The 25,128-nt window shown below is 49.7% G+C and carries 23 protein-coding genes; 4 read left to right on the top strand and 19 right to left on the bottom strand.

Annotation, left to right across the window (positions count from 1 at the left end):
• Positions 1 to 128 precede the first annotated feature (128 nt).
• From ACLIN2_RS22550 to ACLIN2_RS22585, 8 genes are all read right to left on the bottom strand, one after another.
• Positions 129 to 533 (bottom strand): VOC family protein, encoded by a 405-nt coding sequence (locus ACLIN2_RS22550; RefSeq protein WP_411502190.1) that lies wholly within the window; start codon positions 531 to 533, stop codon positions 129 to 131.
• Between the two features lie 202 nt (positions 534 to 735).
• A complete protein-coding gene (locus tag ACLIN2_RS22555; RefSeq protein ID WP_139228113.1) occupies positions 736 to 1,065 on the bottom strand; it encodes a YmaF family protein in 330 nt (109 codons plus the stop codon).
• Positions 1,066 to 1,352: 287 nt separating this feature from the next.
• Positions 1,353 to 2,651, bottom strand: a complete 1,299-nt coding sequence (gene ltrA, locus ACLIN2_RS22560) for a group II intron reverse transcriptase/maturase (protein ID WP_411501843.1) — start codon at positions 2,649 to 2,651, stop codon at positions 1,353 to 1,355.
• Between the two features lie 564 nt (positions 2,652 to 3,215).
• Positions 3,216 to 4,277: an ABC transporter substrate-binding protein gene (locus ACLIN2_RS22565; protein WP_411502191.1), complete on the bottom strand. Its 1,062-nt coding sequence runs from the start codon at positions 4,275 to 4,277 to the stop codon at positions 3,216 to 3,218.
• Positions 4,278 to 4,298: 21 nt separating this feature from the next.
• On the bottom strand, positions 4,299 to 5,090 hold the full coding sequence (locus ACLIN2_RS22570; RefSeq protein WP_411502192.1) for an ABC transporter permease: 792 nt from the start codon (positions 5,088 to 5,090) through the stop codon (positions 4,299 to 4,301).
• Positions 5,087 to 5,941: an ABC transporter permease gene (locus tag ACLIN2_RS22575; protein ID WP_327932828.1), complete on the bottom strand. Its 855-nt coding sequence runs from the start codon at positions 5,939 to 5,941 to the stop codon at positions 5,087 to 5,089. Before ACLIN2_RS22575 ends, ACLIN2_RS22570 begins: the two co-directional genes overlap by 4 nt.
• A complete protein-coding gene (locus ACLIN2_RS22580) occupies positions 5,935 to 6,921 on the bottom strand; it encodes an ABC transporter ATP-binding protein (RefSeq protein WP_411502193.1) in 987 nt (328 codons plus the stop codon). Before ACLIN2_RS22580 ends, ACLIN2_RS22575 begins: the two co-directional genes overlap by 7 nt.
• 185 nt (positions 6,922 to 7,106) lie before the next feature.
• The gene (locus ACLIN2_RS22585) at positions 7,107 to 8,045 is read right to left on the bottom strand and encodes a DMT family transporter (protein ID WP_411502194.1); all 939 of its coding nucleotides are present in this window, start codon (positions 8,043 to 8,045) and stop codon (positions 7,107 to 7,109) included.
• 152 nt (positions 8,046 to 8,197) lie between these two features.
• Here ACLIN2_RS22585 and ACLIN2_RS22590 point away from each other — a divergent pair, with 152 nt between their 5' ends.
• Complete coding sequence (locus ACLIN2_RS22590; protein WP_411502195.1) at positions 8,198 to 9,547, top strand: PLP-dependent aminotransferase family protein; 1,350 nt, start codon at positions 8,198 to 8,200, stop codon at positions 9,545 to 9,547.
• Between the two features lie 76 nt (positions 9,548 to 9,623).
• Here ACLIN2_RS22590 and ACLIN2_RS22595 read toward each other — a convergent pair whose 3' ends face one another.
• Positions 9,624 to 11,777, bottom strand: coding sequence for an ATP-dependent Clp protease ATP-binding subunit (locus tag ACLIN2_RS22595; RefSeq protein WP_122961278.1), 2,154 nt, complete (start codon positions 11,775 to 11,777; stop codon positions 9,624 to 9,626).
• A 248-nt stretch (positions 11,778 to 12,025) separates the two neighbouring features.
• Between ACLIN2_RS22595 and ACLIN2_RS22600 the strand changes: the two genes are divergently transcribed.
• Together ACLIN2_RS22600 and ACLIN2_RS22605 are read left to right on the top strand one after the other, a co-directional pair.
• Positions 12,026 to 12,571, top strand: coding sequence for a PadR family transcriptional regulator (locus ACLIN2_RS22600; protein WP_092274606.1), 546 nt, complete (start codon positions 12,026 to 12,028; stop codon positions 12,569 to 12,571).
• A 773-nt stretch (positions 12,572 to 13,344) separates the two neighbouring features.
• On the top strand, positions 13,345 to 13,662 hold the full coding sequence (locus ACLIN2_RS22605) for a DHHA1 domain-containing protein (protein ID WP_310228726.1): 318 nt from the start codon (positions 13,345 to 13,347) through the stop codon (positions 13,660 to 13,662).
• Positions 13,663 to 14,939: 1,277 nt separating this feature from the next.
• Here the strand turns inward: ACLIN2_RS22605 and ACLIN2_RS22610 are convergent.
• Positions 14,940 to 15,146: a DUF6843 domain-containing protein gene (locus ACLIN2_RS22610; RefSeq protein WP_310228559.1), complete on the bottom strand. Its 207-nt coding sequence runs from the start codon at positions 15,144 to 15,146 to the stop codon at positions 14,940 to 14,942.
• Positions 15,147 to 15,365: 219 nt separating this feature from the next.
• Here ACLIN2_RS22610 and ACLIN2_RS22615 point away from each other — a divergent pair, with 219 nt between their 5' ends.
• Complete coding sequence (locus ACLIN2_RS22615; RefSeq protein WP_411502196.1) at positions 15,366 to 17,036, top strand: YndJ family protein; 1,671 nt, start codon at positions 15,366 to 15,368, stop codon at positions 17,034 to 17,036.
• A 56-nt stretch (positions 17,037 to 17,092) separates the two neighbouring features.
• Here the strand turns inward: ACLIN2_RS22615 and ACLIN2_RS22620 are convergent, their stop codons facing one another.
• From ACLIN2_RS22620 to ACLIN2_RS22660, 9 genes are all read right to left on the bottom strand, one after another.
• The gene (locus ACLIN2_RS22620) at positions 17,093 to 17,416 is read right to left on the bottom strand and encodes a hypothetical protein (RefSeq protein ID WP_310228563.1); all 324 of its coding nucleotides are present in this window, start codon (positions 17,414 to 17,416) and stop codon (positions 17,093 to 17,095) included.
• Between the two features lie 29 nt (positions 17,417 to 17,445).
• Positions 17,446 to 18,264, bottom strand: coding sequence for a TIM barrel protein (locus ACLIN2_RS22625; protein WP_411502197.1), 819 nt, complete (start codon positions 18,262 to 18,264; stop codon positions 17,446 to 17,448).
• A gap of 185 nt (positions 18,265 to 18,449) precedes the next feature.
• Positions 18,450 to 18,941, bottom strand: coding sequence for an AAA family ATPase (locus tag ACLIN2_RS22630; RefSeq protein ID WP_411502198.1), 492 nt, complete (start codon positions 18,939 to 18,941; stop codon positions 18,450 to 18,452).
• Between the two features lie 344 nt (positions 18,942 to 19,285).
• On the bottom strand, positions 19,286 to 20,242 hold the full coding sequence (gene rbsB, locus ACLIN2_RS22635) for a ribose ABC transporter substrate-binding protein RbsB (protein ID WP_310228570.1): 957 nt from the start codon (positions 20,240 to 20,242) through the stop codon (positions 19,286 to 19,288).
• 36 nt (positions 20,243 to 20,278) lie between these two features.
• Entirely contained in the window at positions 20,279 to 21,202 is a 924-nt protein-coding gene (locus ACLIN2_RS22640) for an ABC transporter permease (protein WP_122961284.1), read from the bottom strand.
• Positions 21,192 to 22,697: a sugar ABC transporter ATP-binding protein gene (locus ACLIN2_RS22645; RefSeq protein ID WP_400585530.1), complete on the bottom strand. Its 1,506-nt coding sequence runs from the start codon at positions 22,695 to 22,697 to the stop codon at positions 21,192 to 21,194. Before ACLIN2_RS22645 ends, ACLIN2_RS22640 begins: the two co-directional genes overlap by 11 nt.
• Positions 22,698 to 22,730: 33 nt before the next feature.
• The gene (gene rbsD, locus ACLIN2_RS22650; protein ID WP_411502199.1) at positions 22,731 to 23,126 is read right to left on the bottom strand and encodes a D-ribose pyranase; all 396 of its coding nucleotides are present in this window, start codon (positions 23,124 to 23,126) and stop codon (positions 22,731 to 22,733) included.
• A 10-nt stretch (positions 23,127 to 23,136) separates the two neighbouring features.
• Positions 23,137 to 24,054 carry a ribokinase gene (gene rbsK / locus ACLIN2_RS22655; protein WP_411502200.1) on the bottom strand — a complete coding sequence of 306 codons (918 nt, stop codon included), beginning with the start codon at positions 24,052 to 24,054 and terminating at the stop codon, positions 23,137 to 23,139.
• 14 nt (positions 24,055 to 24,068) lie between these two features.
• Positions 24,069 to 25,061 carry a LacI family DNA-binding transcriptional regulator gene (locus tag ACLIN2_RS22660; protein ID WP_301171949.1) on the bottom strand — a complete coding sequence of 331 codons (993 nt, stop codon included), beginning with the start codon at positions 25,059 to 25,061 and terminating at the stop codon, positions 24,069 to 24,071.
• Positions 25,062 to 25,128: the final 67 nt, after the last annotated feature.

Genomic DNA, 25,128 nt, shown 5'->3' on the forward strand with positions numbered 1-25,128 from the left:
CCAGACTTGACTCTACGTCCATATGGCTCAAACGGGCTATCTGCTGTGACGAATTGTTGAAACAGCTGTGAAAACGCAAAAAAGCGCTGATGGGGTGGCTCCACACAGCGCACATGTCCGTGATTTTCCTATTCTTTTCGCAGATTGAGCTGCCAGGAAACACCATACCGATCGGATATCCACCAAAAGCTTTTGCTGATCGGCGTCGAGGAGAGCGGCATGAGAACAGCACCACCTTCTGACAGCTTGTGGTAAAGATGCTCAATTTCTTTCTCGGTGTCGCACTCAACGAACAGGGACATGGCGGGCGTAAAGCCAAATTCGTGTTTGACGATGCTGTCAATGCACATAAACTTCTGATCTTTCAGCGAAAACGTCGCATGCATTACGCTCCCCTCTGCTGCCCCCGCATCTGATCCAAATCGATGAATCATATGTATTTCAGCACGCTCAAAAACAGATACATAAAAGTTCATTGCCTCTTCTGCCTGACCCGCAAACATAAGGAATGTCGTAATCTTCGCATTTGTCACTTCCTACACACCTCCAGCTTCATCAAGACATGTCCGAAATTGTATTCATAAACGCTAGAATTCCCTCGATCTGCTAGCGTCATCCCTGCATATTCTACTAGCTCACCCGTCTGTTTTCGCTGTCTAGTAATAAATAGGAAAGAAAGGAAGACGCCCATGAGAGATCCTCACGGGCTTTCCCTTCTTCTAATGATTCTAGTCTTTAGGGCCTGCTATTGCGGATGACGCGGTTGGTCGTTGTCGTACCATTGATCCGGTGACGATGGCCACGAGTGATCTGGGTGAGAACATTTACTCGATGGAAATGGTTGGGTCCTCCACCAAAAGGACCTGTGCCATTAATCGAGAGACCCGTTTGTCCAAAATACAAATGGCGATGTCCGTCTGTTGTCGTTGTGATTGCACGGAATAGGTGAAAATGCGATCTTTGGCTCGGTACTCGCACCACGATGTCAGACACATTGCTGAACAAATGACGGTGATTGTCAACCAGCGACGTTACCCCCTCCATGCGGTGGCGTACTCGGTTCACGCGGGAGGCTTGTGTTTTGCGGAGCTTTTTCTTTGCGATGGGTAATCCCTCCTTTTTGCAAGAACTACTCTATCGTATGAACAAGCTGTGACTTGGCAACGGCGTATGACGGCTAGAAATTCGTACATCTTTGTCCGACTCCTAGTCGATTGTAGAGTAGAAAACTGAAACTTTCGGGCGACCTTGAGGTCGCCTTACTTGTTTCAGCTCCCCCTCATCAAACCGTACGTGAGGTTTTCCCTCATACGGCTTTCCGATGTTCTTCTTTCTTTGGCATTCGGCACTGCTTATCCGGCAAGTTTCACAAGTATTCCTTGAGTATCTTTAATGACTTTTCCTTCCCACGAGTGTTTCTTTCGCACATTCCTTTTCTTGTTAACGAAAAGGGTAAGCCTTTCAATAACATACCAGTCAATCCGATTTAACCATCTTGCAGCTATTGGCGATAGCGAGTAGTAGTTCTTGAAGCCTTGAAGTTTTCGATTTAGCCCCTGTACTAACTCCGTTAACGACCAATACAACTTGCTGCGAGGTTCGGTATACACTTTTATTTTCCGGCGCATTTCCTTCATAGCTTTCTTACTCGGAATATGGGACATGACAAACACCTTCGATCCGCCCTTGTTAAGGACCGGAAATTTCCGGTGATGTAGACCAAGGAAATCAAAGCCCGAAGTATTATCCCAGATGTTGACCAGTCGAGACTTGTCCTTACTAAGTGCAAGATCCAATTTGTCCATAATAGCTTTAATGACCTGAATACTTTCCATGGCATCCTTTTTCGTTTTGCACATGATGACGAAGTCATCGGCATATCGAATCAGTTTTCCCAAATGGGCAAATTGCTTTCCCCATACCGTATCCATGTAGTTGAGATAGATGTTGGCTAACAGTGGGGAAATGACTCCTCCTTGCGGAGTACCCAATTCGGTGTCATGAAACTGTACATCTTCCATCACGCCTGCTTGTAGCCAGTTCCGAATCAGCTTTAGTACCCTACGGTCAGAAATCCTCTGCTCAACTAACTTCATCAGCTTCTCCTGATTGATGTTGTCAAAGTACCCTTTGATGTCTGCATCAACCACCCAGTAAGCATTTTTACTTGCTTTCCTGATTTGTGCAATCGCTTGATGAGCGTTACGTTTTGGGCGAAATCCGTATGAGCAATCTTTAAAGTCCGCTTCAAAGACTGGCTCAATGACCATCTTTGTCGCCATCTGAACAACCCTGTCTCGAATAGTTGGGATTCCGAGTGGTCTTTGTTTCCCATCCGCTTTCGGAATGTAAGTACGCCGTACCGGTGCTGGATGATACTGATTTCTCTTTAGGTCGAGATAAATTTCATTAAGGAATTTACTCTCTCCATACTCATGCACAATCTTATCTATCGTTTGACCATCCACTCCGCCACTTCCTTTATTGGCTCGTACTCTACGCCAAGCTTCTGCAAGAATGTCTGGTCTGTATACTTTGTCGTACAGAGCATGAAACCGCCGTTTTGGCTTTTCCTTGGCACAAAGATATAGAGTTGTCCAAAGTTGTCGAGCTTTTGCATCGGTGTAGTTAGCAAGTTTACTTGCATTCACTCACTCTTACCTCCTTTCAACTCTTGAACAAAGCAGGGCTCCTTCTCTCCATAGAGTTTTGTTGTCTCTACTTCATCGGTACTATGAACCCCTCCGACTCCCTTCCTGCCGTCCTCCATTTCCCTTTCGGTTATAGGATTCCGCTTTACGCTCCAACGGAGCGTGCAGGGGAGGGTCTCCCCAGTTCCGTTAGCTACTTTCTCAACATACCGCTCCCCATACTCCGGGAGGTTCCTGGGTGCTGCATTCCAAGTGCTACACACCTTCCATGGACTTCGCCCAATATCCCAAGGCTCGTCTCCCCCTTGTCCATCTTCCGATGGTCTCTTTTAACGAAGCGGCAGGATTCACTTTATGTTACGGTCTGCTGATTTGCTCGCACTCCTGTCGGAGTTACTTTGTCACAGGGCTTCAACCTTAGGATCTCTCCACCAGTTGCCTGTCAGCTACGAGGCGACTTGGCTCTTACCTCGGTCGGACTTTCACCGACTAGCAATTAACGGCTTGCTGGGCGCGCGAACACAAAAAAGAGACTGGCACATCGTCCAGTCTCGGTTCTTCCGATTATCGGCCACTCTTCATTTCTGTCCAGTAGCGATCGTATTCCTGCAAGGCATCTCCTACATCGACGAGCCATTCCGCACGTGCGATGTCCGCTTTGTCGAGGAAGATCATTTTGTTGGAGCGGTATTCCTCGCTATGCAGGGAGTACGCTTGCTCGTTCGGGTTGCTGTAGCCGATCGACTCGTAGTTTTTCACACTGACTTGTGGATCCATCAAGTAGTCGATGAATTTTTCTGCCAGTTCCTTGTGCTTCGCGCCTTTTGGAATGGCCAGGGTATCTGCCCAAATAGTCGCGCCTTCTTTAGGAATCACGTATTCCACATCCGGATTTTGCGCGTGGATGAATGCCGCGTCACCGGACCAAACGGTACCGATCCAAGCTTCTTCCGCGATCATTTTTTGCTTGATGTTGTCGGTATCAAATGCCACTACGCCTGGTACCAGCGTTTTGAGATCCGCGAATGCTTTTTCCAGCTCCCCTTTATCCTTGGTGCTGTTGGAGAAGCCGTTTTTGATCAAAGACATCCCCATGACTTCACGAGGGTCGTTCAAGAGAATCACGCGGTCTTTGTATTTTTCGTTCCACAGGTCTGCCCAGCTCGTAGGGGCTTCCTTGACGAACCTTTTGTTGTAGGCAATCCCTGTAATACCCCAAGTGTACACGACGGAATGCTTGTTGTCCGGATCAAACGGAGGTGTCTGGAAGGTAGACACGATGTTTTTCATATTCGGGATGGCTTCCTTGTTCAAGTCCTCCAACAGGCCGAGCTGAATCATCGTAGCGACCATGTAGTCGGAAGGCTGGATCAGGTCATAGCCCGAAGCGCCCGCTTGAATCTTCGCCAGCATTTCTTCGTTGCTGCCGTATACGTCATAGTTGACCTTGACGTTGTACTTCTGTTCAAAATCCTTGATGACGTCTGGATCAAAGTTATCGGCCCAGCTGTAGATGTTGAGCACTTGCTCTTCTTGCTTCTCCGATGACGATGACGAACAACCAACAACAGTCAATGCGAGTGCGGCGGACAAAGCGCCGATCATGAGGGACTTAAAACGTTTCATTTTCTCCTCCAGGCCTCCAAATCAATATGTGATAGTCTTCGAATCTTTACGTCGGAACAGCTCGGCGATAATGACCAAGAGCACGGTGCAAACAATCAGCATCGTGGACAGGGCATTCACTTCTGGCGATACGCCCCGTTTCACCAAGCCATAGATATACAATGGCAGCGTCGTAGAGTTTGGACCCGCCACGAAAAAGGAAATGATGAAGTCGTCCAGCGACAAGGTAAAGGACATCAAAAAGCCTGCCACGATTCCCGGCATAATCAAGGGAAGGGTCACATGACGGAGCGTTCCCCAAGGAGTCGCGCCCAAGTCTTGAGCAGCTTCCTCCAGCTCCTTGCCCATGTCAGCCAGTCGCGCGTTGATAATAACCATCACGTACGGCATGCTAAACGTGACATGCGCCATGATCAGTGTCGCTTTCCCCAGCTCCATATGAACCTGGCTGAACAACACGAGCAGCGCTAGACCCATCATGATTTCGGGGATGACGATCGGCAAGTAAATCAGGCCGTTGACAAACGTCCGCCAGCGCAGCGAGTAGTGCTTGATCGCCAGGGCAGCAGCCGTACCGAGAACCGTAGCCAGCACGCTGCTGATGATCCCGATGGTCATGCTGTTTGCGAGCGCCGCCATAACCTGCCTGTTATCGAACAAAGAGAGATACCACTTCCATGTAAAGCCGCTCCACACGGCATTAATCCGTGAATCATTGAACGAGTAGAGCATCAAGATCGCAATCGGCAGATACAAAAAGACCAGCATCAGCCAGGAATAGCCCGACAATATATTTCTGCGCCATGTTTTCATGCTGTCCCCTCCTTCTTCTCGCTAGCTTTGGTCGCTTTGAAGAACAGAAGGATCAAGAGCATCGACAACAGCATCAAAACAATGGACAGGGCTGAACCAAACGGCCAGTCACGCGCAGACAGAAACTGGTTCTGAATGACGTTCCCCATCAAAGCAGACTTTGCGCCCCCCATGACATCCGGAACCACGAACATCCCGATAGAGGAAACAAAGACGAGGATGGAGCCTGTCACCACACCTGACTTGGTCATGGGCAGTGTCACGTGCCAAAAGGCCTTCCACGGCGTCGCCCCCAGATCGTATGCCGCTTCCAGCTTGCGTCGATCCATTTGCTCGAGGGACACATAAATGGGCAAGACCATAAAGGGAACGAGTGTGTACACCATCCCGAGCATCACGGAACCCGAGTTGTACAGCAACGGCAGTGGCTCGCTAATGATCCCCAAGGATTGCAGGATCGTGTTCACTACGCCTTGCGAGCGCAGGATGATGACCCATGCATAGGAGCGGACCAGAAAGTTGATCCAGAACGGAATCATCACCAGCAAAAGCCAAATCTGCTGTTTGGAACGCTCCAATCGGGAAATGTAATAGGAAAGCGGATACCCGAACAAGATCGACAGCACCGTTGTCAGAATAGCCACGACAAATGTGTCCCAAAAAATCTGCCCGTACAGGGGATCCACTATACGGATGTAGTTGTTTGCCGTGAACTCATAGACAACTTGCCCGTATGTTCCTCTTTTCAGAAAAGAAAGCATGACTATCAGCAGCATCGGCAAGACGAAGAGCGCACCCAACCACAACAGTGCCGGAAGCGCGAGAAGTTTCGTCGGTTTTTTGTTTAACAAGGCAACTTCACCTCGTCTGCCTGTGACCAGCCAATCGCCACGAGATCGTCCACCTGCCAGTCGAGACCGTCACCCGCATACTGATGGGCCATGACGACCTGATCTTGTCCATCGAGACGGATAAACACTTTGCGCAAATTCCCGAGGAACACCGCGTCCGTAATTTTTCCTTTGCAGCGATGCTTGCCTGGCTGCTCATCTGTCCGGTACAGCTTGATCTTTTCCGGTCGCACAGCTGTACACGTACTTGCCTGGCGGAAAATGTTGTTCTCGCCAATGAAGGTCGCTACAAAAAGCGTCTGAGGTGTGTTGTAGATCTCTGCAGGAGAGGCAATCTGCTCGATACGCCCTTTGTTCATGACAGCGATCCGATCGGACATCGCCATCGCTTCTTCCTGGTCATGCGTTACGTAAATAAACGTGATACCGAGGTTCTTCTGCAGGTTTTTCAGCTCCAGCTGCAAGCTTTTGCGCAGCTGATAGTCCAGTGCACCCAAAGGCTCGTCCAACAGCAGTACACGAGGGTTGTTAATGATCGCTCGAGCGATCGCCACCCGCTGCTGCTGACCGCCAGACAATTGCTTTGGCGTCCGTTTTCGCAGCTCTGTCAGCTGTACGTACTGCAGCACTTCTTCCAGGCGGCGCTTCTGTTCTGCTGCATTGACCTTTTTCATTTTCAGTCCGAATAGGATGTTCTGCTCCACATTCATATGCGGGAACAAGGCGTATTGTTGGAACACCATGTTCATGTCGCGCTGATACGGCGGTACATGCCCCAAAGGCTTTCCATCCAGATAAATGTCTCCCGAGGTAGGCTCCTCGAAGCCTGCAATCATCCGCAGCAAGGTTGTTTTGCCGCAGCCGCTCGGACCCAGTAAAGTCAAAAACTCCCCTTCTTCGATCGTGAGCGATAAAGGGGGAACTACTACTGCTTCTGCGAATCTTTTTTCAATTGTATCCAGATGTATAATCGTTTTCATTCGTTCATTCCACCATATGTCATCATACTCATAGCAATCTAGGTTACTATATCGAATATGATGCGTTTTGTAAACAGTTTCAAACCCTCCTTTCTCAATTTTTCCTCGTTCCCCGGTAGGAGATGAAGCACAAAAAGGCCGAGCCCCTGCATGACTATGGGCCCGGCTTATTTATGCATTTCTCCTTATATGGACGCAGATGTCGGTATTGTTGCAGACCTCTTGGCCTTCATACCGAAGTAGTTCGTGCCGATCACCCCCGCTATAATGAGCAAGCCTCCCAATAGATGATAGAGAGATAGCTGCTCCTGCAAGAATAGGACACCCGCCACGACCGTAACCAAGGTAGACAGGTTGTTGAATACGCTCAGCCTGGAGGCTTCCAGCTTCGACAGGGCAAAGTTGTTCAATAGGGAGGTCACAAGTGACGAGAGAATCCCCAGAAACAGAATGGAGGCGAGGAACAACGGATTTTCGAGAGGCGCCCAAAACGAGCTCAGCTCTCCCGCAGCCAGATGCCGAGAAACCGCCCACCCATTAAAGAATAGAAACCCGATCAGTGACACCATAAAGGTGATGTCTATATAATGAAAGCTTCTAGTCATTTTTCTAGCCATCACGCTATACCCCGCCTGAGACAAGGCAGATAACAGGATCAAGACCGTTCCCAGACTGCTTCCTGCACCTACCGCTCTGCCTTTCATCGCAAACATGTAGATGACCCCAGACACCGACAAAAGGGTAGACGCCTTCTGCAGCCAGGTTGACGCTTCCTTTAAGAGAAAGCTCGCCATCAGCAAGGTGAAGATCGGGACAGTTGCCTGAATGATCCCCGCTTCCGATGACGTCGTATACACCAGCCCGAAGGCTTGCAGGGTGAAAAACAGCGTTGGATACAGAACAGCCAAAGGCAATAAGGCACCGATCTGCTTCGGTTTGATGGTCAGCCTCACCCAGCCGAAAAGGACAGGAATGCCAGCTGCTGCAAATGCAAATGTGAAACGATGGGCCAGTGTATCAATCGGATTGGTTACCGTTAATGCCATTTTTACAAAAATGAATGACAAACCGACAATGATGGAATTAAGTATGGCAGACAGAATGGCCTGCTTGGTTGAGGTCATCTCGCTTCTCTCCTCTTTCGCGTGTTCACACAGAATATCCCGACGGCCGTCTTAGCTTCATAGTAAAGGGACTGCGCTCGTGCTACAATCCATAAAAAGGCGATCTGTTCCGGTACAGATTTTTCATCACAGGCTGAGGAGAGAGAATTTTCATGCATAAATACATGTCTTTGCAAAATGAACTGGAGCGCCTCATCGAAGGAGATACGTATCGGGATGGTGACAAACTTCCCTCCATTCGAGAGCTGTCGCGCCAGTATCAATGCAGCATGAGTACGATCATCCGGACGTTGGCGGAGCTGGAGAAGAGGCATCTCGTTTACTCGGTCGATAAAAGCGGCTATTACGTGGTCAAAAAGCATCATGCGTCCCTCTCTCCCTTGTCGCCCTTTACCGACTTTGCTACTTCTGCTCCCGATCCGGATATCTTTCCGTATCTGGACTTCCAGCATTGCATCAACAAGGCCATCGAGATGTACAAAAATGATTTGTTTGTTTACGGAACCGCCCAAGGTCTACCCACTCTCATTCCCGTCCTGCAAAAGCTTTTGGCGAATCACCAAGTCTTTGCGCAGCCTTCTCATATTGTCGTCACGTCTGGCGTACAGCAAGCTTTGGCGCTCTTGGCGACGATTCCTTTTCCCAACGGCAAAACGAACATCTTGATCGAGCAGCCAGGCTACCATCTGCTGATCGAATACTTGGAGACGCACAAGCTTCCGGTCATGGGCATCAAACGCACTGGGGCGGGGCTGGATCTCGATGAATTGGAGCAGCTCTTCCGCAGCGAGAGCATCAAGTTTTTTTACACGATGCCGCGCTTTCACAGTCCATTGGGTACCACCTACTCCCAGCAAGACAAAAAAGCGATCGTAGAGCTTGCCAAGAAATACGATGTATATATTGTGGAGGACGATCACCTCGCCGATCTCGAGCAGGACAGCAAAGCCGATCCGCTTTTCTCCTACGATCGCTCTGGGCATGTCATTTATTTGAAAAGCTTTTCCAAAATCATTTTTCCCGGGCTGCGCTTGGGAGTCGCCGTCATTCCCGGGTCCCTCAAGGATAGCTTCAATCACTTCAAAAAGCTTCTCGACATCGACAGCTCCATGCTGTCTCAGGCGGCTTTAGAGATTTATGTAAAAAGCGGGATGTTCGATAGGCACAAACAAAAAATACGCACTTCCTACGACCGCAGGGCAAGGCTTTTGACAGATTCCCTAATTCGCGAGCAGGCAAGGACTGATGGCCTGTTTCGCTTTCCTATGATGAAGCACCCCGGCATTCATACGCATCTCGTCCTAAATGAGCCGTTATCTGTTTCTCGACTCGTTCCAGTCCTGAAAAAGCAGTTCATTCTGGTCGAATCCATAGACAGGCACTACTTGTCTGACTTTCCCCGCGAAAACATCCTCAAGCTAAACGCCTCTACCGTAAAAGAAGAGCGGATCGAGCAGGCAGTCGAGCAGCTGGCCGAAGTGCTGCACAAAGCTCAGCGGTAATTCCGATTTCTCTGCTTACGAAAAAAAGAGGATTCGCTTCATCGCGAATCCTCGGGCAAGCATCAGCCGCTTGCTATTATTCGGTTCCCTTCGTCACTTTAATTTCACCATCCACGACATCGACGCTGATCCGGGAAATTTGCTCTTCCTCCATCACCAGATCCGCAATGCCGTCCTCGACGTACTGCTGAATGACCCTGCGCAGCGGTCTTGCCCCGAATGCTGGATGATAGCCTTTTTCCGCCAGCATGGCTTTGGCTTCCGCGGAGATCGTCATTTCCATTCCTTGGTCGCTCAAATTCGCCATGACATCCTGCAGCAAGACATCCACGATCTTCACCAGATCTTCTTTTTGCAAATGGTTAAAGGCGATAATACCGTCAAAGCGGTTGAGAAACTCCGGTCGGAAGTACGCGCCCAGCGACTCCAAGACTGACACAGGCTCAGGAGTTTTGGCACCAAAGCCCACGGAAATTTTCCGCTCACTTACCCCCGCGTTGCTCGTCGCAATAATCACTGTGTCTTTGAAAGTGACAGTGCGGCCTTGGCTATCTGTCAATCGTCCATCCTCCAGAATTTGCAGGAACATGTTCTGAACGTCCGGATGCGCCTTTTCGATCTCATCTAGCAAGATGATGCTGTACGGATTGCGGCGTACGCGCTCTGTCAGCTGTCCCGCCTCTTCGTGACCGACGTAGCCAGGAGGGGAACCGATCAGTTTGGACACCGAATGCTTTTCCATGTACTCACTCATGTCCAGCCGGATCATCGAATCGCGCGTACCGAACAGCTCTTCTGCCAATGCTTTGGTCAGCTCTGTCTTCCCTACTCCAGTCGGTCCGACAAACAGGAAGGACGCGATCGGTCTGTGTTTCGGTTTCAGTCCTGCCCGGCTGCGGCGAATCGCTTTGCCTACCTGTGTTACTGCCTCGTTTTGACCAATGACTTTGCGTTCCAGATTCTCCACCAGATGCTTCATTTTCGTCTGCTCATCGCTCTGCAACTTCTTCACCGGAATCCCTGTTTTTTGCTCGATGATTTCCTGAATATCCTCGACGGAAACGACTGCATGATACTCGGAACTGTCCTTCGTATCGAGTGCCGCGAGGATTTTCGCTTCTTCATCGCGCAGCTTTGCCGCACGCTCGTAATCCTCTGCTTTCGTGGCGTCCTGTTTTTCGACGCCGATGGCTTTCAAGCGTGCTCTCATTTCCTCTGTATCGTTCGCAGAGGAGCGCAGATTCAGCTTCGAGCCTGCTTCATCCAGCAGATCGATGGCTTTGTCGGGGAGAAAACGATCCTGAATGTAGCGGTGCGAGTATTCCACACACGCCCGCAGTACATCGTCCGGATACGACACCAGGTGATAAGACTCGTATTTCGCACGCAGTCCCTTCAAAATCTCCAATGCCTCGTCCGTTGTAGGCTCTTTGACCATGACCGGTTGGAAACGGCGCTCCAGAGCTGCATCCTTTTCAATGACGCGATACTCTTTGAGCGTGGTTGCCCCGATGACTTGCAGCTCGCCACGTGCCAGAGCTGGCTTCAGGATATTCCCTGCATCCATCGAGCCTTCTGCGGAGCCGGCTCCGACCAGGAGATGCAGCTCATCGATAAACAGAATGACATTTTCACGCTGCGTCAGCTCTGCTATGATCTGTTTCATTTTTTCTTCAAACTGACCACGAATACCCGTGCCCGCTACGAGAGACGCTACATCTAACGTATAGACGATTTTCCCGCGCAGCTTGGTTGGGACATTTCCCTCGACGATTCGCAGGGCCAGGCCCTCTGCAATGGCGGTTTTACCGACACCGGGCTCCCCGATCAAGACCGGGTTGTTCTTGCCGCGACGGTTCAAAATCTCGATGACGCGCTCAATCTCGCTATCCCGACCGATCACTGGATCAATGAGGCCTGCACGAGCGGCATCATTCAGATTGCGCCCCATCTTGTCGAGGATTCCTCCACGTCCGCGGTCGCTGGCTGTCGCGTTTGCAGAAGAAGCATTTCCTGCTCCCGGATTCATGGACGAAGCTTTCGCAAAGTTTTGGAGGAAATCATCCAGCCCGGAGAAGGAAGAAAAAGGACCAAAGTTCATGCCAAGTCCGATCTTGTTTGACATTTTCGCATGGCATTCGTTGCACAAATGATACTTTTGCTGCTTCCCTTGAACCTGTATATTCAAAAACACGTTTGCATTTCGTTGTTGGCATACTTCACACTGCATAAATCTTACCCCCTATACAGCGAATGTTTTTTGTGGCAATAGCATTCTCCCGCTTGTTTGCAGGATACGACGGTCAATCGCCATTGAATATTTGACCTTTATTGACCTTCGATGTCTTTATTATAATTTGACCTTCTTTGACTTTCAAGAAGAAATGAAAAGGAACTTTTTACATGTATTGATTCGCTTCCTATCCCTTCCTATAATGGTCATGAGATGAGATGAGTTAAGTCAGGGGGCATTATCATTTGAATACACTCGCATACGGACTTCTTGGACTAGTTGCTCGAACACCTAGCTCCGGCTATGATCTAATGCTCCAGCTTCAGCCATACTGGCAAGCCAAGCACAGCCAGATATACCCGCTTCTCGCTAAACTAGAACAAGAAGGGTACATGCAATTCACCCGCGTCCACCAGACAGATCGGCCAGATAAAAAAGTGTATTCCATAACAGAAAAGGGAGAAATCGCTTTAAAATTATGGCTGGCTGAACCTCCTGCCGAACCGGTTACCCGCGATGAAATGGTATTGAAAGCGTATTGCTTGCAGCTTACTGATGCCAAATCTGCACGAGCCTTGTTCACGAGTCGGATCGAACAATGCAAGGAACATATGCAAATGTATGAACATGTCATGCAAGAGATGGAGCAACAATCAGATGGACATCCGAACGATCCGAACCATCCTGCTTTCAGTGATTACATATTGCTCTCGTGGGGTGTCCGCCGCATGAAGGAAGATGTGAAATGGTGTGAGTGGGTTCTCGAATTGCTGGAGAAACGAAAAGACTAATCGAGCAGACGTCAAGAAGCCAACATTCCCATGTGGACTGTTGGTTTTTTTCTCGTAGTGGACATCCTAGTTAAATATGTTCATGATCCTAACCGAGTAAGGGGGTGCCCCTGTTGAATCAGCCAAAACTGGTTCACTTCAGCGATAAGGACTTGGATGGGGAGTCTTGTTTCATTCTCAGCCGCCTTGCCTTTCCTTCCCGAGAGATGGACCTGCGCGGAGTGACACCTTACACCGTCAATCAGGAAGTCCAAAGATTTCTGGACGAAGAGCTTTCCCGCGAAATGGAAGTCGTCATTACGGATGTCAGCGTCAACGAAGAGGTAGCCGCGCTTATACAGAAAAAAGTCAAGCAAGGGCATTTCCTTCGATTAATCGATCATCACCCGACTGCATTGCCATTGGCTTCCAGCTATGATTGGGCAAACGTAATCATCGAGGACTCAGGGAAAAAGACCTCGGCAACCAGTCTCTACTACTCCTACCTGGTCGACCAAGGCCTTTTAGCTCCGTCTGACGTTCTTAGCGACTATGTCGAGCTGGTACGCTCGTTTGATACGTGGGACTGGGATGCGTCAGGAAATATGCGGGCCAATCAGCTGAACCTTTTGTTTTACATGGTCGAGAGAGATGTCTTTGTTCAAGATGTGATCAGCCGTTTGCGCGGGGATGGCCCCGATCAGGACCAATTTGTATTCAATGAAGTAGAGTCTGTGCTCATTTACACCGAGGAAAAAAGAATGGATGAGTTCGAACAAAAAAAGCTGAAGCAAATGAAGCATGTCGAGGTAGAAATCGATTTGGCAAAGACGCGGACCTTTCAGGTAGGTGTCGTCTTCCTGGAGCAGTACCACTCCACGACAGGGAACTTCCTGTGCAAAAATGATGAGCAGATCGATTTCGTCGCTATGCTGGATCCAGGCAAAGGTCGTATCAGCTTTCGAACGATCAGAGATGACGTGGATCTGGCTGTTATCGCACAGCATTACGGTGGAGGGGGTCACCCAAAAGCTTCTGGATGCTCCTTTACGGGCGTCACCATGAAAGCTTTTGTGTACCCGGCTTTGCAGGTGCATACTTCCCAGAGATGAAAAAACCATAGACCGGAGCTCCTTGTCGAGGAAGGAAGTCCGGTCTATTGAGGCAGTGATAATGCGCCGGATAAACTCTACGGCGTCTTCCTGCGTAAACGATTCGTCGATGCGAAACGTGATGAAATAGGAGCTGCGTTCGAGGTTGAAGGAGTAGATCCCGTATTTTCCGGATTCAAACTCTTTTACCTGGAACTCCACCTCTACTCCGTCGATATCCTGCACGTTCGCTTCCATCAACGAGCCCCTCTCATTGCTGATCTCTATCCTGATCAATGGCTTTCCTTCAAATTCTCCATAAAACACGGTCCGGCGCTGCTTGCTTTCCAGTTGTCTTTTCTGTTCCGGGTTCAAATCGATGAATGGGCCTCTTTGGTCCGTGTAGACGATCGTGGCTACGCGCCGGTCTCCTACCGGCTGGTCTTTCACGACAGGAGGATGCTGGATGGCTGCATATTTGACTTGATAACCCTCCCAGAGCGGAACCACCATTTTCGTTCCCAGCTCCTTCTCCATTTTCTGCTGGATTTCCGGCGTCCATCCAAACGCAGCGGTTTGCAAATCAAACCGAGCGATTTCCTCGTCGCCTGCTGTGAGGATCAGCGTGGCGTCGAATCGCCTCTTTTTCAATTCTTCCAGCTTTTCCTTCGAGGGCAACAGCGGTATCTGCTGATAAGCACCTAAGTCCTCTGTCGTGCCTAATTCATAAAAGGCGGTGTACTTTGCGGTTTCGTTTGGGCGTATCTCAGTCGCAGCCGTATAACCGCCATTCATCTTCTCAAATTCATCGGTTCCACTCGTTTCCTGTAACGTCAAACGGAGCTGCTCGCTTGGCTCGAGCTTGAAACGGACTGGCTTCTCGACATCGCCGACCTTTTGAATGCCGTTATTTTTCACCGTGAATGTATAGGAGATTACGGTTGGAGTCACATATTTGATGACTTTCTCTCCATCCATGATGCCTGTCTGGCCGCTAATGGATTTGTCTGTGACGATCTGCGCCGACACCTGCACCAATTCTAGAGATGGCTTATTCGTACAAGACACGACGGCGAAAAGACTGAACATCAGGAAGAAACCAATCAGAAGTAGCCGCTTCAACATCGTCCTCACTCCCTCCCGTTACATGCCCCTGTTGACTTCGCAGCTCTATGTGCTCTTTTTTCTTTCACAAGCCTTACCGCATTTGGTGTTGGTAACTTCAATGCCTGTGTAGCGGATCTCTATTCTCTTGGATTCACCGATGGCGGTTGCAAAGCCCCCTGTCACCAGCGCCCTTACACCTTTTTCATTTGATACACATCATAGTCGCCTTCCTTTGCGAGGGGCGGAGCGTTTTTTACGTTGTAGAAAGCATACGCGATTCCTTCGTAGCCTTCGGGGATTACGTATCGGTCATTCGTTTTCTCGCTCGGTGCCGAACAACCTGTCACCGTCAGAATTGCCCATACAATCGCAACACGTACAATCGTTTTTATCGCCATGGACTACCACCTGAATTTTTCCTGAATGAGTACCCTTTTCATGTATAGACGTTCGCGTTTGGAAAATGTTTCTAATTTCATTTACAAAAAATCTTCGCTATCCGTGACAGTCTCACTTGTCCCTCCCTTACAAATTGTGTATTTATGGTATCCCAGACTCGCTTGGTACTATAAAATTGTTGATAAAAAGATCCTTTTGAAGCTCGGAGGTCGCCTATTTTGCTAAATCGACGAATCCAAATCATCCATTCCTATGTCCCGATCGGTTTGTTGGTATGGCTCCTTTTCTGGTTCATTCCCTACTACGATCAGACGGAGCGCATCATCCTATTTGCTGTTTTCGTAGTCGTACCGTTAACCTTGTACCGAGTAATCGAGTCAGCGAAGCAGAAGCCCCTCTTCCTGTTGAAGCTCCTCGTCAGCCAAATTCCAATCGGTGCGATGGCGTTGGCCGTGTCTTTTCTTCTTTCACCGGGTATCGTTGCCGGTTTACTCTCCATACCTTGGGGTTTCGTAACCGTGTGGATCGCTGTCACAGGCGCCTTCCTTTTTATTAAGCGCTCCGCAAATTTCGCCGAGGTATCCAAAGGGATTGGCTTTTTGTACATCAGTATCGGCGGGATCTGGGTGGTAGCTCATCAATTCGGGGTTCCCCTGTTAGGATTTCAGGGACACATCATGTTGCTTACAGTCAACCATTTTCACTATGCGGGTTTTGTCGCACCCGTTTTATTTGGTTTCTTACACGACAGCCCATGGAAAAGCTCCCTCTCGCGCATCATGGTTGTGCTTGGCGGGATTGCCCCCATCCTCATCGCACTGGGGATTACGTACTCCCCCCTTGTTGAGTGGCTGTCTGTTGTCGTTTTCACCTTGTCACTCCTCCTGTACAGCGTCCTTGTCTTTTTTTCGATCATTCCAAAAGCCACCGGTTGGACAAAGGGATTACATATTCTCGCAAGCAGTGTCATTTGGATTACGATGGCACTGGCGGTCACTTACGGGTTTGGGGAATGGACGGGGCAGCCAACCATCTCGATTTCCACCATGATTTTATTCCACGGTTGGGGGAACGCGGTCCTTTTTTCCTTTATCGGGGTGCTGGCATGGCACGCCACCTTGATGGATCAAGAAACGGCGCGAATTCCGTTTAGCCTTATTCAAGGAAAGGGGAAAATCGGTGCCGATGTATTTGCCAATCTGGCTGTACTCGACCACGCACCGAAGCACAAGCCGACTGGATTAGTCGACGACATGCAGACTTACCGCAGCGCACGATTTAATCCCGACCGGATCGACGAGGATATCATCCGTTTCTATGAGCACACAGATGAATACGAGCTGCATTTGTCCCCCAACTGGAGCAGCGGGTTTAAGCGGCCAGCAAGGGTCTATAAGCTCATGAGCCAATGGCTGGAGCAAATGAACTTTCCCCTTGAGGCAGAAACGAGTGAATTGCAGGTCAAAAGCGTTATTTTGCCAATACTAGACGAGAGGGACGGCAGGGAACAAGTTCGTGCCTGGGTACGAACCTACATCCCATCCAGAACAGCGATTTATGCGGCTTTGTATTCCACCCACGTGTCAGAAGATACACGCTATATGAACATCGCCTTCCCGCTCCCTTATTCCCAGATGACAAGCATTCTACAGTTGCAGGATGCGGCGGATACACTCGTGTTGACTTCTTGGCCATCTGAAGGGTTGTCTGGGGATCAAGGTGTTTACCTCGTGATCAATCAGAAGGCCATTCGCCTTCCTATCAATGAAACCATTACGGTATGGAAAGATCCTGAATCACCAAAAGGAGAAATCGAAGCGAGGCATGACATGTGGTTGTTTGGGGTCAAGTTTCTGACGTTGGATTACCGTATTTTTAAAAGATCCTAGGAGCAAGTTTCGAGGCAGCCAGCTAGTGTGGCTGCCTTAGCTGTCTGTATTCGGGCTTACAACTGCGAAATTCTTTCATTGATTGCCGTTACCAATCGATCCATCTCATTTAATCGTGATTTCACTTCTCTGTTTTTCATCTGTAATTCTGCTTCTTTTCGGTGAATAGCCCCTCTTAGTTCGCTCGCTGTATTCGCAAAGGAATCCGCTGCGTCAGGGTCTGTTACCCTCCAGGACCAAACCGCATTTTCTAACAGGCTGCAGCGGATCTTTAACCGTTCAATTTCTTCCCTGTCCCTTTGGGTTATTCGGTCCAATTCCGCTTTTTCTGCTTCTAATTGCCGTTTCCATCTCTGCAATTCATCGAGCTCGATTGACATGAAGGTCTCCTTCCTTCGTTCACGATAGCCTATTTAGACATAACCAGACTTCGAACCCAAGTGTATCCTTCCTGAACGAAAGGTCTGCTTGGCTTACTATGTGGCGTATGCTCAAAGATAAACTGTACTCCTTTGCATTGGGCTAGGAATCTCATGACATGCGCAATTTTATATTGCACTCCATTATTCTCATGGCTCGGATGGACGGGAATCCAAATGTATTTATCATCTTCATACGCCACGTTATGCAAATGAACGACTTTGATGTGTTCCTTCCACTTCTCCAAGTACTTGAGAATTTCATCTCCTGCAGCCATGAAATAATCCCCTATGTCTATGCAAAGCTTCAAGCAGTACTTCTCCCATATTTCAACCGGAAACGCATCCAGGTATTGGATTCCTTTTGCGGAACGTCCAATCCCTAATTTGGGTTCACAAAAAATGGGAATCTCATATGTATTTTGGATTCGGCTCAATTCTTGCAAACCCGACTCAATTAACTCGTTTACGGATTCCGTCGATTCTCTCGCAAAGTAAGGAAAATGGACCAGGATGTATTCCGCCCCCAGACCTGACAATAGCGCGGCCTCTTTTTCTAGTTGCACGAGTGCGTCCAAGGGGTCAAATGAAACCTTTTCAATCAAGTCGTATTTGCTTCCATTTCGTAATAACGGTGAATGAACGCCGAAGGGAGTTTGTCTTGTTCGAGAAAGCTCTAAGAAAGAGTGGAACGCTGATTCATCAGGAAACTCACCGATCTCGATTAAATCGATACCCTCCCAGAACAATTCGTCAAACTGATCGGGATTCGTTAAAATTGTGCTTCCAGATACACCGAATCTATGCATGATCCCTCTCTACTCCTTTAGATTGATGGCAATCCAGAATCCATCGCAATTAATGTAGCACTTATCACTTCAATGCCCGTTTCTTCCTAACTTAGTAAATCACCACACCATTTACTGATTCTGGAAAACAACCTAATTTCCTCTCAGGGTACCGATGAATGTTTTCAGCAGATACCTGTGCTTGATTACAAAAGGTCGTTAAGCTTGCTGCCATCTTTCAGCCTCGTTACTTTATTCTTGTATTGCTTTAACTTAGCTTCAAGACTTCCTCTATTTTGCTCAAAGTCGCGTGTCCATTTATACATCATCTTCAGCATCATCAAGTCAGGCTTGTAAGCGCACTTTTCCACGCCAAGTACTTGCTTCAAAAAGCGTAGTAGAATCCTTATTTTGCGGACCTCAGGTGGGGTGTCAAGGAAGATAATCGTATCGGCCATTTTGTACAGGTACTGATAGGAGTCCCTATCTGTCCCTTCCATGATCCAAGCTCCCTTTTTATCGATTTCCATGATCACTTCCAACTGTTCAGCCGGTGTGCGTCTGCATCGTCCCTTTGGGGTCTGGTGATAAACGATGGAATCGAGCTCAAACCAAGGAACATCCATTTTCTCCGATAAACGCTTTGCCAACGTTGTCTTGCCGCTCGCAACACTGCCAATAAGAAAGACCTTTTTCATCTGATGTTGACTCCTTGCATCCGGAGTTTTTTTCTATACGCTTTTATCTTCTTCTCGCGTATACCGATTCCTTTCTCCCGGCAGGAACATAAGAAAACCTCTATCGAGGCCATCTCATGGAGGAGCGACCGCGATTTATCGGAAGGTTATTCATGCTGAATCAGATAGATGGCTCACGTTTTTTATACTTTCTGATTCAGTTAGAAAACCTGGCTCCGCCAAGCTTTGTGGCCGATAAATTCTTACTGTATAAAAAAACTTCCCCAGCTCAGCCAATTCACTTGGCCTGCCGGGGAAGTCTTTTATCTGATGGAGCCTGTACTCAAGGAAACCGAACGATTCCCTTACTTTTTCGTAACGAGCTCCAGATCAACCGGGATGTTGCTTTCCACTTTCTCACCTTTTGCTACTTTCAGAGCGGTTTGCACAGCGGTTTCACCGATGGCTGCCGGCTTTTGAGCAACCGTTGCTCCCATTTTTCCGTCGTTTACGGATTTTACTGCGTCGTCCGTTGCGTCGAAGCCTACAACAACGATGTCTTTACCTGCTGCTTCTACGGCTTGCAGAGCGCCCAGTGCCATTTCGTCGTTGTGTGCAAATACTGCTTGTACGTCTTTGTTTGCTTGCAGGATGTTTTCCATGACAGAGAGACCTTTTGCACGGTCGAAGTCAGCTGGCTGGGACGCTACTACTTTCACGCCTTCTTTGCCGTCTACTGCATCGTGGAAGCCTTTTCCGCGGTCACGCGCTGCGGAAGTACCTGCGATCCCTTGCAGCTCAACGATGTTGCCTTTGCCACCCAGCTTTTCCAGGATGAAATCGCCAGCCATTTTGCCGCCTTTTACGTTGTCAGAAGCGATATGAGACACCACTTGTCCGCCTTCAGCTGCACGGTCAACCGTGATAACAGGAATGTTTGCTTTGTTGGCTGCTTCTACAGCTGTGACGATCGCTGCAGAGTCAGTCGGGTTGATCATGATGACACTTACTTTTTTCTGGATCAAATCCTCTACGCCGCTGATTTGCTTCGCCGTATCGTCTTGTGCGTCTACTACCAAGAGCTCTGCTCCTGCATCTTTAGCCGCTTTCTCAGCTCCCTCTTTCAAGGAAACGAAGAACGGGTTGTTCAGTGTGGAAACGGCCAGGCCAATCGTTACTTTGCCGCCTGCTTCGCCACCTGCATTTGTGTTGCCAGCGGATTGCTCAGCTGGTTTGTTTTCCAGGTTGGAAGACGTGGAGCAGCCTGCGAGTGCCCCCAGTACCAGCGTAGAAGCCATTGCCATCTTCAAAAATTTCTTCATAACGAATCCATCCTCCTTAAAGTCCAAGCTTTTTATTTATTTAGCTTTAGATCGGTCCAAGAGCACTGCGATGAGAATGACCGCCCCTTTGACTACCGACTGGTAGAAGGAAGAGACATTCAGCAGGTTCAGACCGTTATCTAACACACCGATGATCATCGCCCCAATCAGGGTACCGACGATCCACCCACGCCCTCCGGACAGGCTCGTACCGCCCAAAACAACCGCGGCAATCGCATCGAGCTCGTAGGACGTCCCTGCGGTTGGCTGCGCCGAGTTGAGACGGGAGGTCAGGATGATCCCGCTCAGGGCTGCAAACAGACCGCTGATCGAGTAGACGAGCACTTTGACTTTGCCCGTATTGATCCCGGACAGCTTGGTCGCTTCCTCGTTGCTGCCGAGTGCGTATACATGGCGTCCAAAGGTCGTATGACGAAGTAAGAAATACAGGATAGCAAACGAAATCAGCATCCAGATGACTGGCATCGGGATCTCCAGGAAAAAGCCTTTCCCCAGCAGCGCGAAGTCTTCATTCAAGCCTGTAATCGGTCTGCCCTCTGTGTAGACCAGCGTCAGGCCACGGAACACGGTCATCGTCGCCAAGGTACCGATGAACGGAGCCACTTTCCCTTTGGTGATGATGATGCCGTTGATCGCCCCCATGACTACACCAGCCAAAAGGCCGATCAAGACAGCCAGCCACGTATCCATACCGCTCGCCATCAAACCTGCAGTGATAGCGCTTGCAAGAGCCAACATGGACCCTACGGATAAGTCAATGCCGCCCGTCAAAATAACGAAGGTCATCCCAAACGCAATCAAGGCATTAATCGAAATCTGGCGCAACACGTTGAAAATATTGCTTACTGTCAAGAAGTCACTGTTAATAACCGATAGGACGATGACAATCAAGGCGAGCCCAAGCAGCGGGCCCATTCTCTGCAAAACATTAAACCGCATGGCTAGTCCCTCCCGTCGCTGCACGCATAATCATTTCCTGTGTAGCCTCTTCTCTCGTAAACTCTCCCGTGATGCGGCCTTCATGCATGACCAGGACGCGGTCACTCATGCCCAGCACCTCTGGAAGCTCGGAGGAGATCATCAAAATCGCGACACCATCCTGTGCGAGGCGATTCATAATATCGTAGATTTCTTTTTTCGCCCCGATATCGACACCGCGAGTCGGCTCGTCCAGTATCAGGATTTTCGGCTTCTTCGCCAGCCATTTGCCGATTACGACCTTTTGCTGATTTCCGCCGGACAGCGAGCCTACGATCTGTTCGCCGCCTGCTGTCTTGATGAACAAGCGCTGGATCGCATCATTGCTCAGCACCTGCTCGTCTCTCGGCTTCATGACGCCGAGAGACGAGACTTTTTGTAAATTCGGCAGAGAAATATTCTCCCGCACCGAAAGCGACAGGACCAGACCTTCTTCTTTACGGTCCTCCGTCACGAGCGCAATTCCCGCAGAGATCGCATCGATCGGCCGCGTCACACGCACCGGCTTGCCATCGACGAGAATCTGTCCTTCCCGCACCTTCTCCAAACCGAACAGCGCTTTGGCCAACTCCGTGCGCCCTGCTCCCATCAGCCCTGCCACTCCGACAATCTCCCCGCTTTTGATCGAGAAGGAGATATTGGAGAGCTTGTCTTTGACATTCAGGTTTTCGACGCGAAGACGCTCCCCGCCCAGCTGAACCTCTACCTTTGGAAAACGGTCGGTGATTTCACGACCTACCATCATTTTCACCAGCTCGTCCAGATTCGTCTCGGCCGTCTCAACGGTTCCCACGTACTGTCCATCGCGCAAAACGGTGATCCGATCACTCACCTGAAAGATTTCCTCCATCCGGTGTGAAATGTAGATCATCCCGACGCCTTTTTCCTTGAGTGAGGCAATCATGTCAAAGAGGGCGTCGATCTCGCGGTTGGTCAAGGCAGCTGTCGGCTCGTCCAGAACGAGAATGTCTGCCTGCATCGAAAGGGCCTTGGCGATTTCGATCATCTGCTGCTGACCGACTGACAGATCGCCGACCAGCGTATCCGGATCGAGCTTGATCGCCAGCTGATCGAGCCAGCGCTTGGTTTCCTGCCGCATTTTGCGCCAATTGACAAAGCCACTCTTGCCGTATGTGTATTCACGACCGAGAAATATGTTTTCCATGACAGACAGATGGGGAATCAGGTTCATCTCCTGGTGGATGATCGCAATTCCTCGACTGGAGGCGATATCCGGCGTCATCTTTTCCTGTGTCTCGCCCTTGACGATGATTGTCCCCGCATCCCGCTCGTAAATGCCACCGAGAATCTTCATCAAAGTGGACTTGCCTGCCCCATTTTCCCCCATCAATGCAACCAGCTCACCGCTTTTCAGGTTCAGCTGGACATCACTTAGCACCTTGACTCCCGGGAAGGATTTGTTGATTCCTTTCATCTCCAACAGATAGGCTGACATGTGTACTCCTCCTCTCTTCGCCGTGTGTTGCTATTAAAACGTCACACCTGCTTGCAAAATGACGTTCGCATATGGCGTGCATTCACCCGTGCGGATGATGGCTTTCGCTTCCTTCGTCAGGTCCTTGAAGGCTTCGTGCGAGACACTCTCCATCTCCACTCCCGGAAGAGCGGCTTCCAGATAGATGTGCGCGCTCGGCTGGGCATTGATCAGTTCCTCTGCGAAAATCGCCTTCTCTACCTGCATTTCTAGCAATACCGCATTCAACACTTCAAAAAAGGAAGGCAGTCCTGGAACCACCGCCAGATCTATGCGTGTCACGAAATCAGGAATCGGCAAGCCAGCATCGCAAATGACGATTCGATCCGTATGTCCCAGCTGGCTGATCAGCGCTGAAATATCGCTGTTTAAAATGCCTAGTTTTTTCATAATGTCCCCCTTACTCTGCGATGAATTCCTCTACTTGTGCGAGGGTAGGCATACCTGACTGTGCGCCGAGCTTTGTCACAGCGAGCGCAGCCACTTTCGTAGCGAATGCGACTGCTTCCCCGACTGCCGCTCCACCGGCTAATGCATAGGAGAATCCGGCATTAAAGGAATCTCCCGCTCCTGTCGTATCTACGACTTGAACGCGATGGCTTGCGACCAGTCCTTGCTCTCCTTTGGCAGTCAAATACGCTGCCCCTTTGGAGCCTAAAGTGGTCACGACGGTAGAAACACCTTTTTGCAGCATCGCCTGCATGGCGTCCGCAAGCTCGATTTTGGCATCCGCCTGGGCCAGCAGATAAAGCTCGGATTCATTTGGAATGAGGACGTCCACCTGACTCAGAAGTTCATCTGGCAGCTCGCGGGCAGGCGCTGGATTGAGCACCACCGTCTTGCCCAGCTCTTTTGCTTTGGCAGCTGCATAAATCACCGTTTCCAGAGGTATTTCCAATTGCAGAAGCACCACATCGGACTGTTTGATCTTATCGACGTGCTGGTCGATGTCAGCAGCCGTGACTTGTCCGTTTGCCCCTGCCACCACGATGATCTGATTATCGCCCTGGGACAGCACGATGGAGGCCACGCCTGTATGGCTGTCAGCTTCTGCCTTTACCGCTTCCACATCGATGCCTTCCTGCTTCAGCGCTTGCAGCAGCTCCGTGCCGAAAGCATCGGCGCCAACCGCACCAATCATCGTCGTCTTGGCTCCCAAACGGGCAGAGGCTACTGCTTGATTGGCTCCTTTTCCACCTGGAATAAAGTGAACCTGGTTTCCATGAACCGTCTCTCCCATGAGCGGCGGTCGCTTTGCCTCGACAACGATATCCATATTCAAACTGCCAATGACGACAACCTGTGGCGGCGTTTTCATCGTTTCTCTCTCCTTTATCTTTTCGTGGAATCACGCACGATCAACTCTACATCCAGCTCATACAGCTTGGCTTCCATCACACCTGATTGGATCGTCTCGATCAGCACCTTAGCAGCCAGTGCCCCCATATCGTAGTTGGGCTGGGCAATGGTCGTAAGCTCTGGTGTGGTAATCTCCGTCAGGCTGATGCCGTCAAAGCCGATGATTGCGACGTCTTCGGGTACGCGTATGCCGAGCTGGTGAAGTCCTTTCAATGCCCCTATCGCCATCAGGTCATTACCGCAAAAGATTCCGTCCACATCCGGGTGCTTGGCAAACAGCTCCTTGACTGCGGCAAGTCCACCGTCCATCCGAAAATGCCCAGGCACCATCAAGCTTGGTGTGTACCACGGAAAATCCAGCACCGACTCTTCATAGCCGAGCATCCGTTTTTTGGCGGTGATCAGCTCCTGTGGTCCGTACAGATGAGCGATCTTTTTGCAGCCGATGTCCAAGAGATGCGATACTGCCAGCTTTGCCCCCTCGTAATTTCGCGAGCGAATGACACTGCACGATTGGCGGGTCGGAGCCCGGTCAAGCACCACGAGTGGAATGTTGTTTTTATTCATTTGCTCGACGTCATCCTGTCCCAGTGTATTGGAGGCGAAAATGATCCCGTCGACGTATTTTTTACGCAGCATTTCGATATACGATTTTTCCTTTTGGCCTTGATCGTCCGAGTTGCACAGAATGACCGTGAAGCCATGCTTTTGAGCCACATCTTCCACGCCTCTTGCAATTTCCGGAAAAAACGGGTTGGCAATATCGGGCAGAATTAACGCTATTGTGCCCGTCTGCTTCCCAGCCAAACCGCGCGCGACCGCATTCGGCTCGTAATTGAGCTGCTCGATCGCCTTGGCCACTCTTTGCTCCGTATCCTTGTTCACGTATCCATTTTTATTGAGGTATCGGGATACCGTTGCCACGGACACCCCCGCTAATTTGGCCACATCGCGTATCGTTGCCATGCTTGCCTTCACCGTCTCTTCACAATGTGTAACCGGTTACATACATTCCGAAAAAAGAGAATGATTG

The sequence above is a fragment of the Brevibacillus centrosporus genome (genome assembly GCF_046622605.1).
Taxonomy (GTDB): domain Bacteria; phylum Bacillota; class Bacilli; order Brevibacillales; family Brevibacillaceae; genus Brevibacillus; species Brevibacillus centrosporus.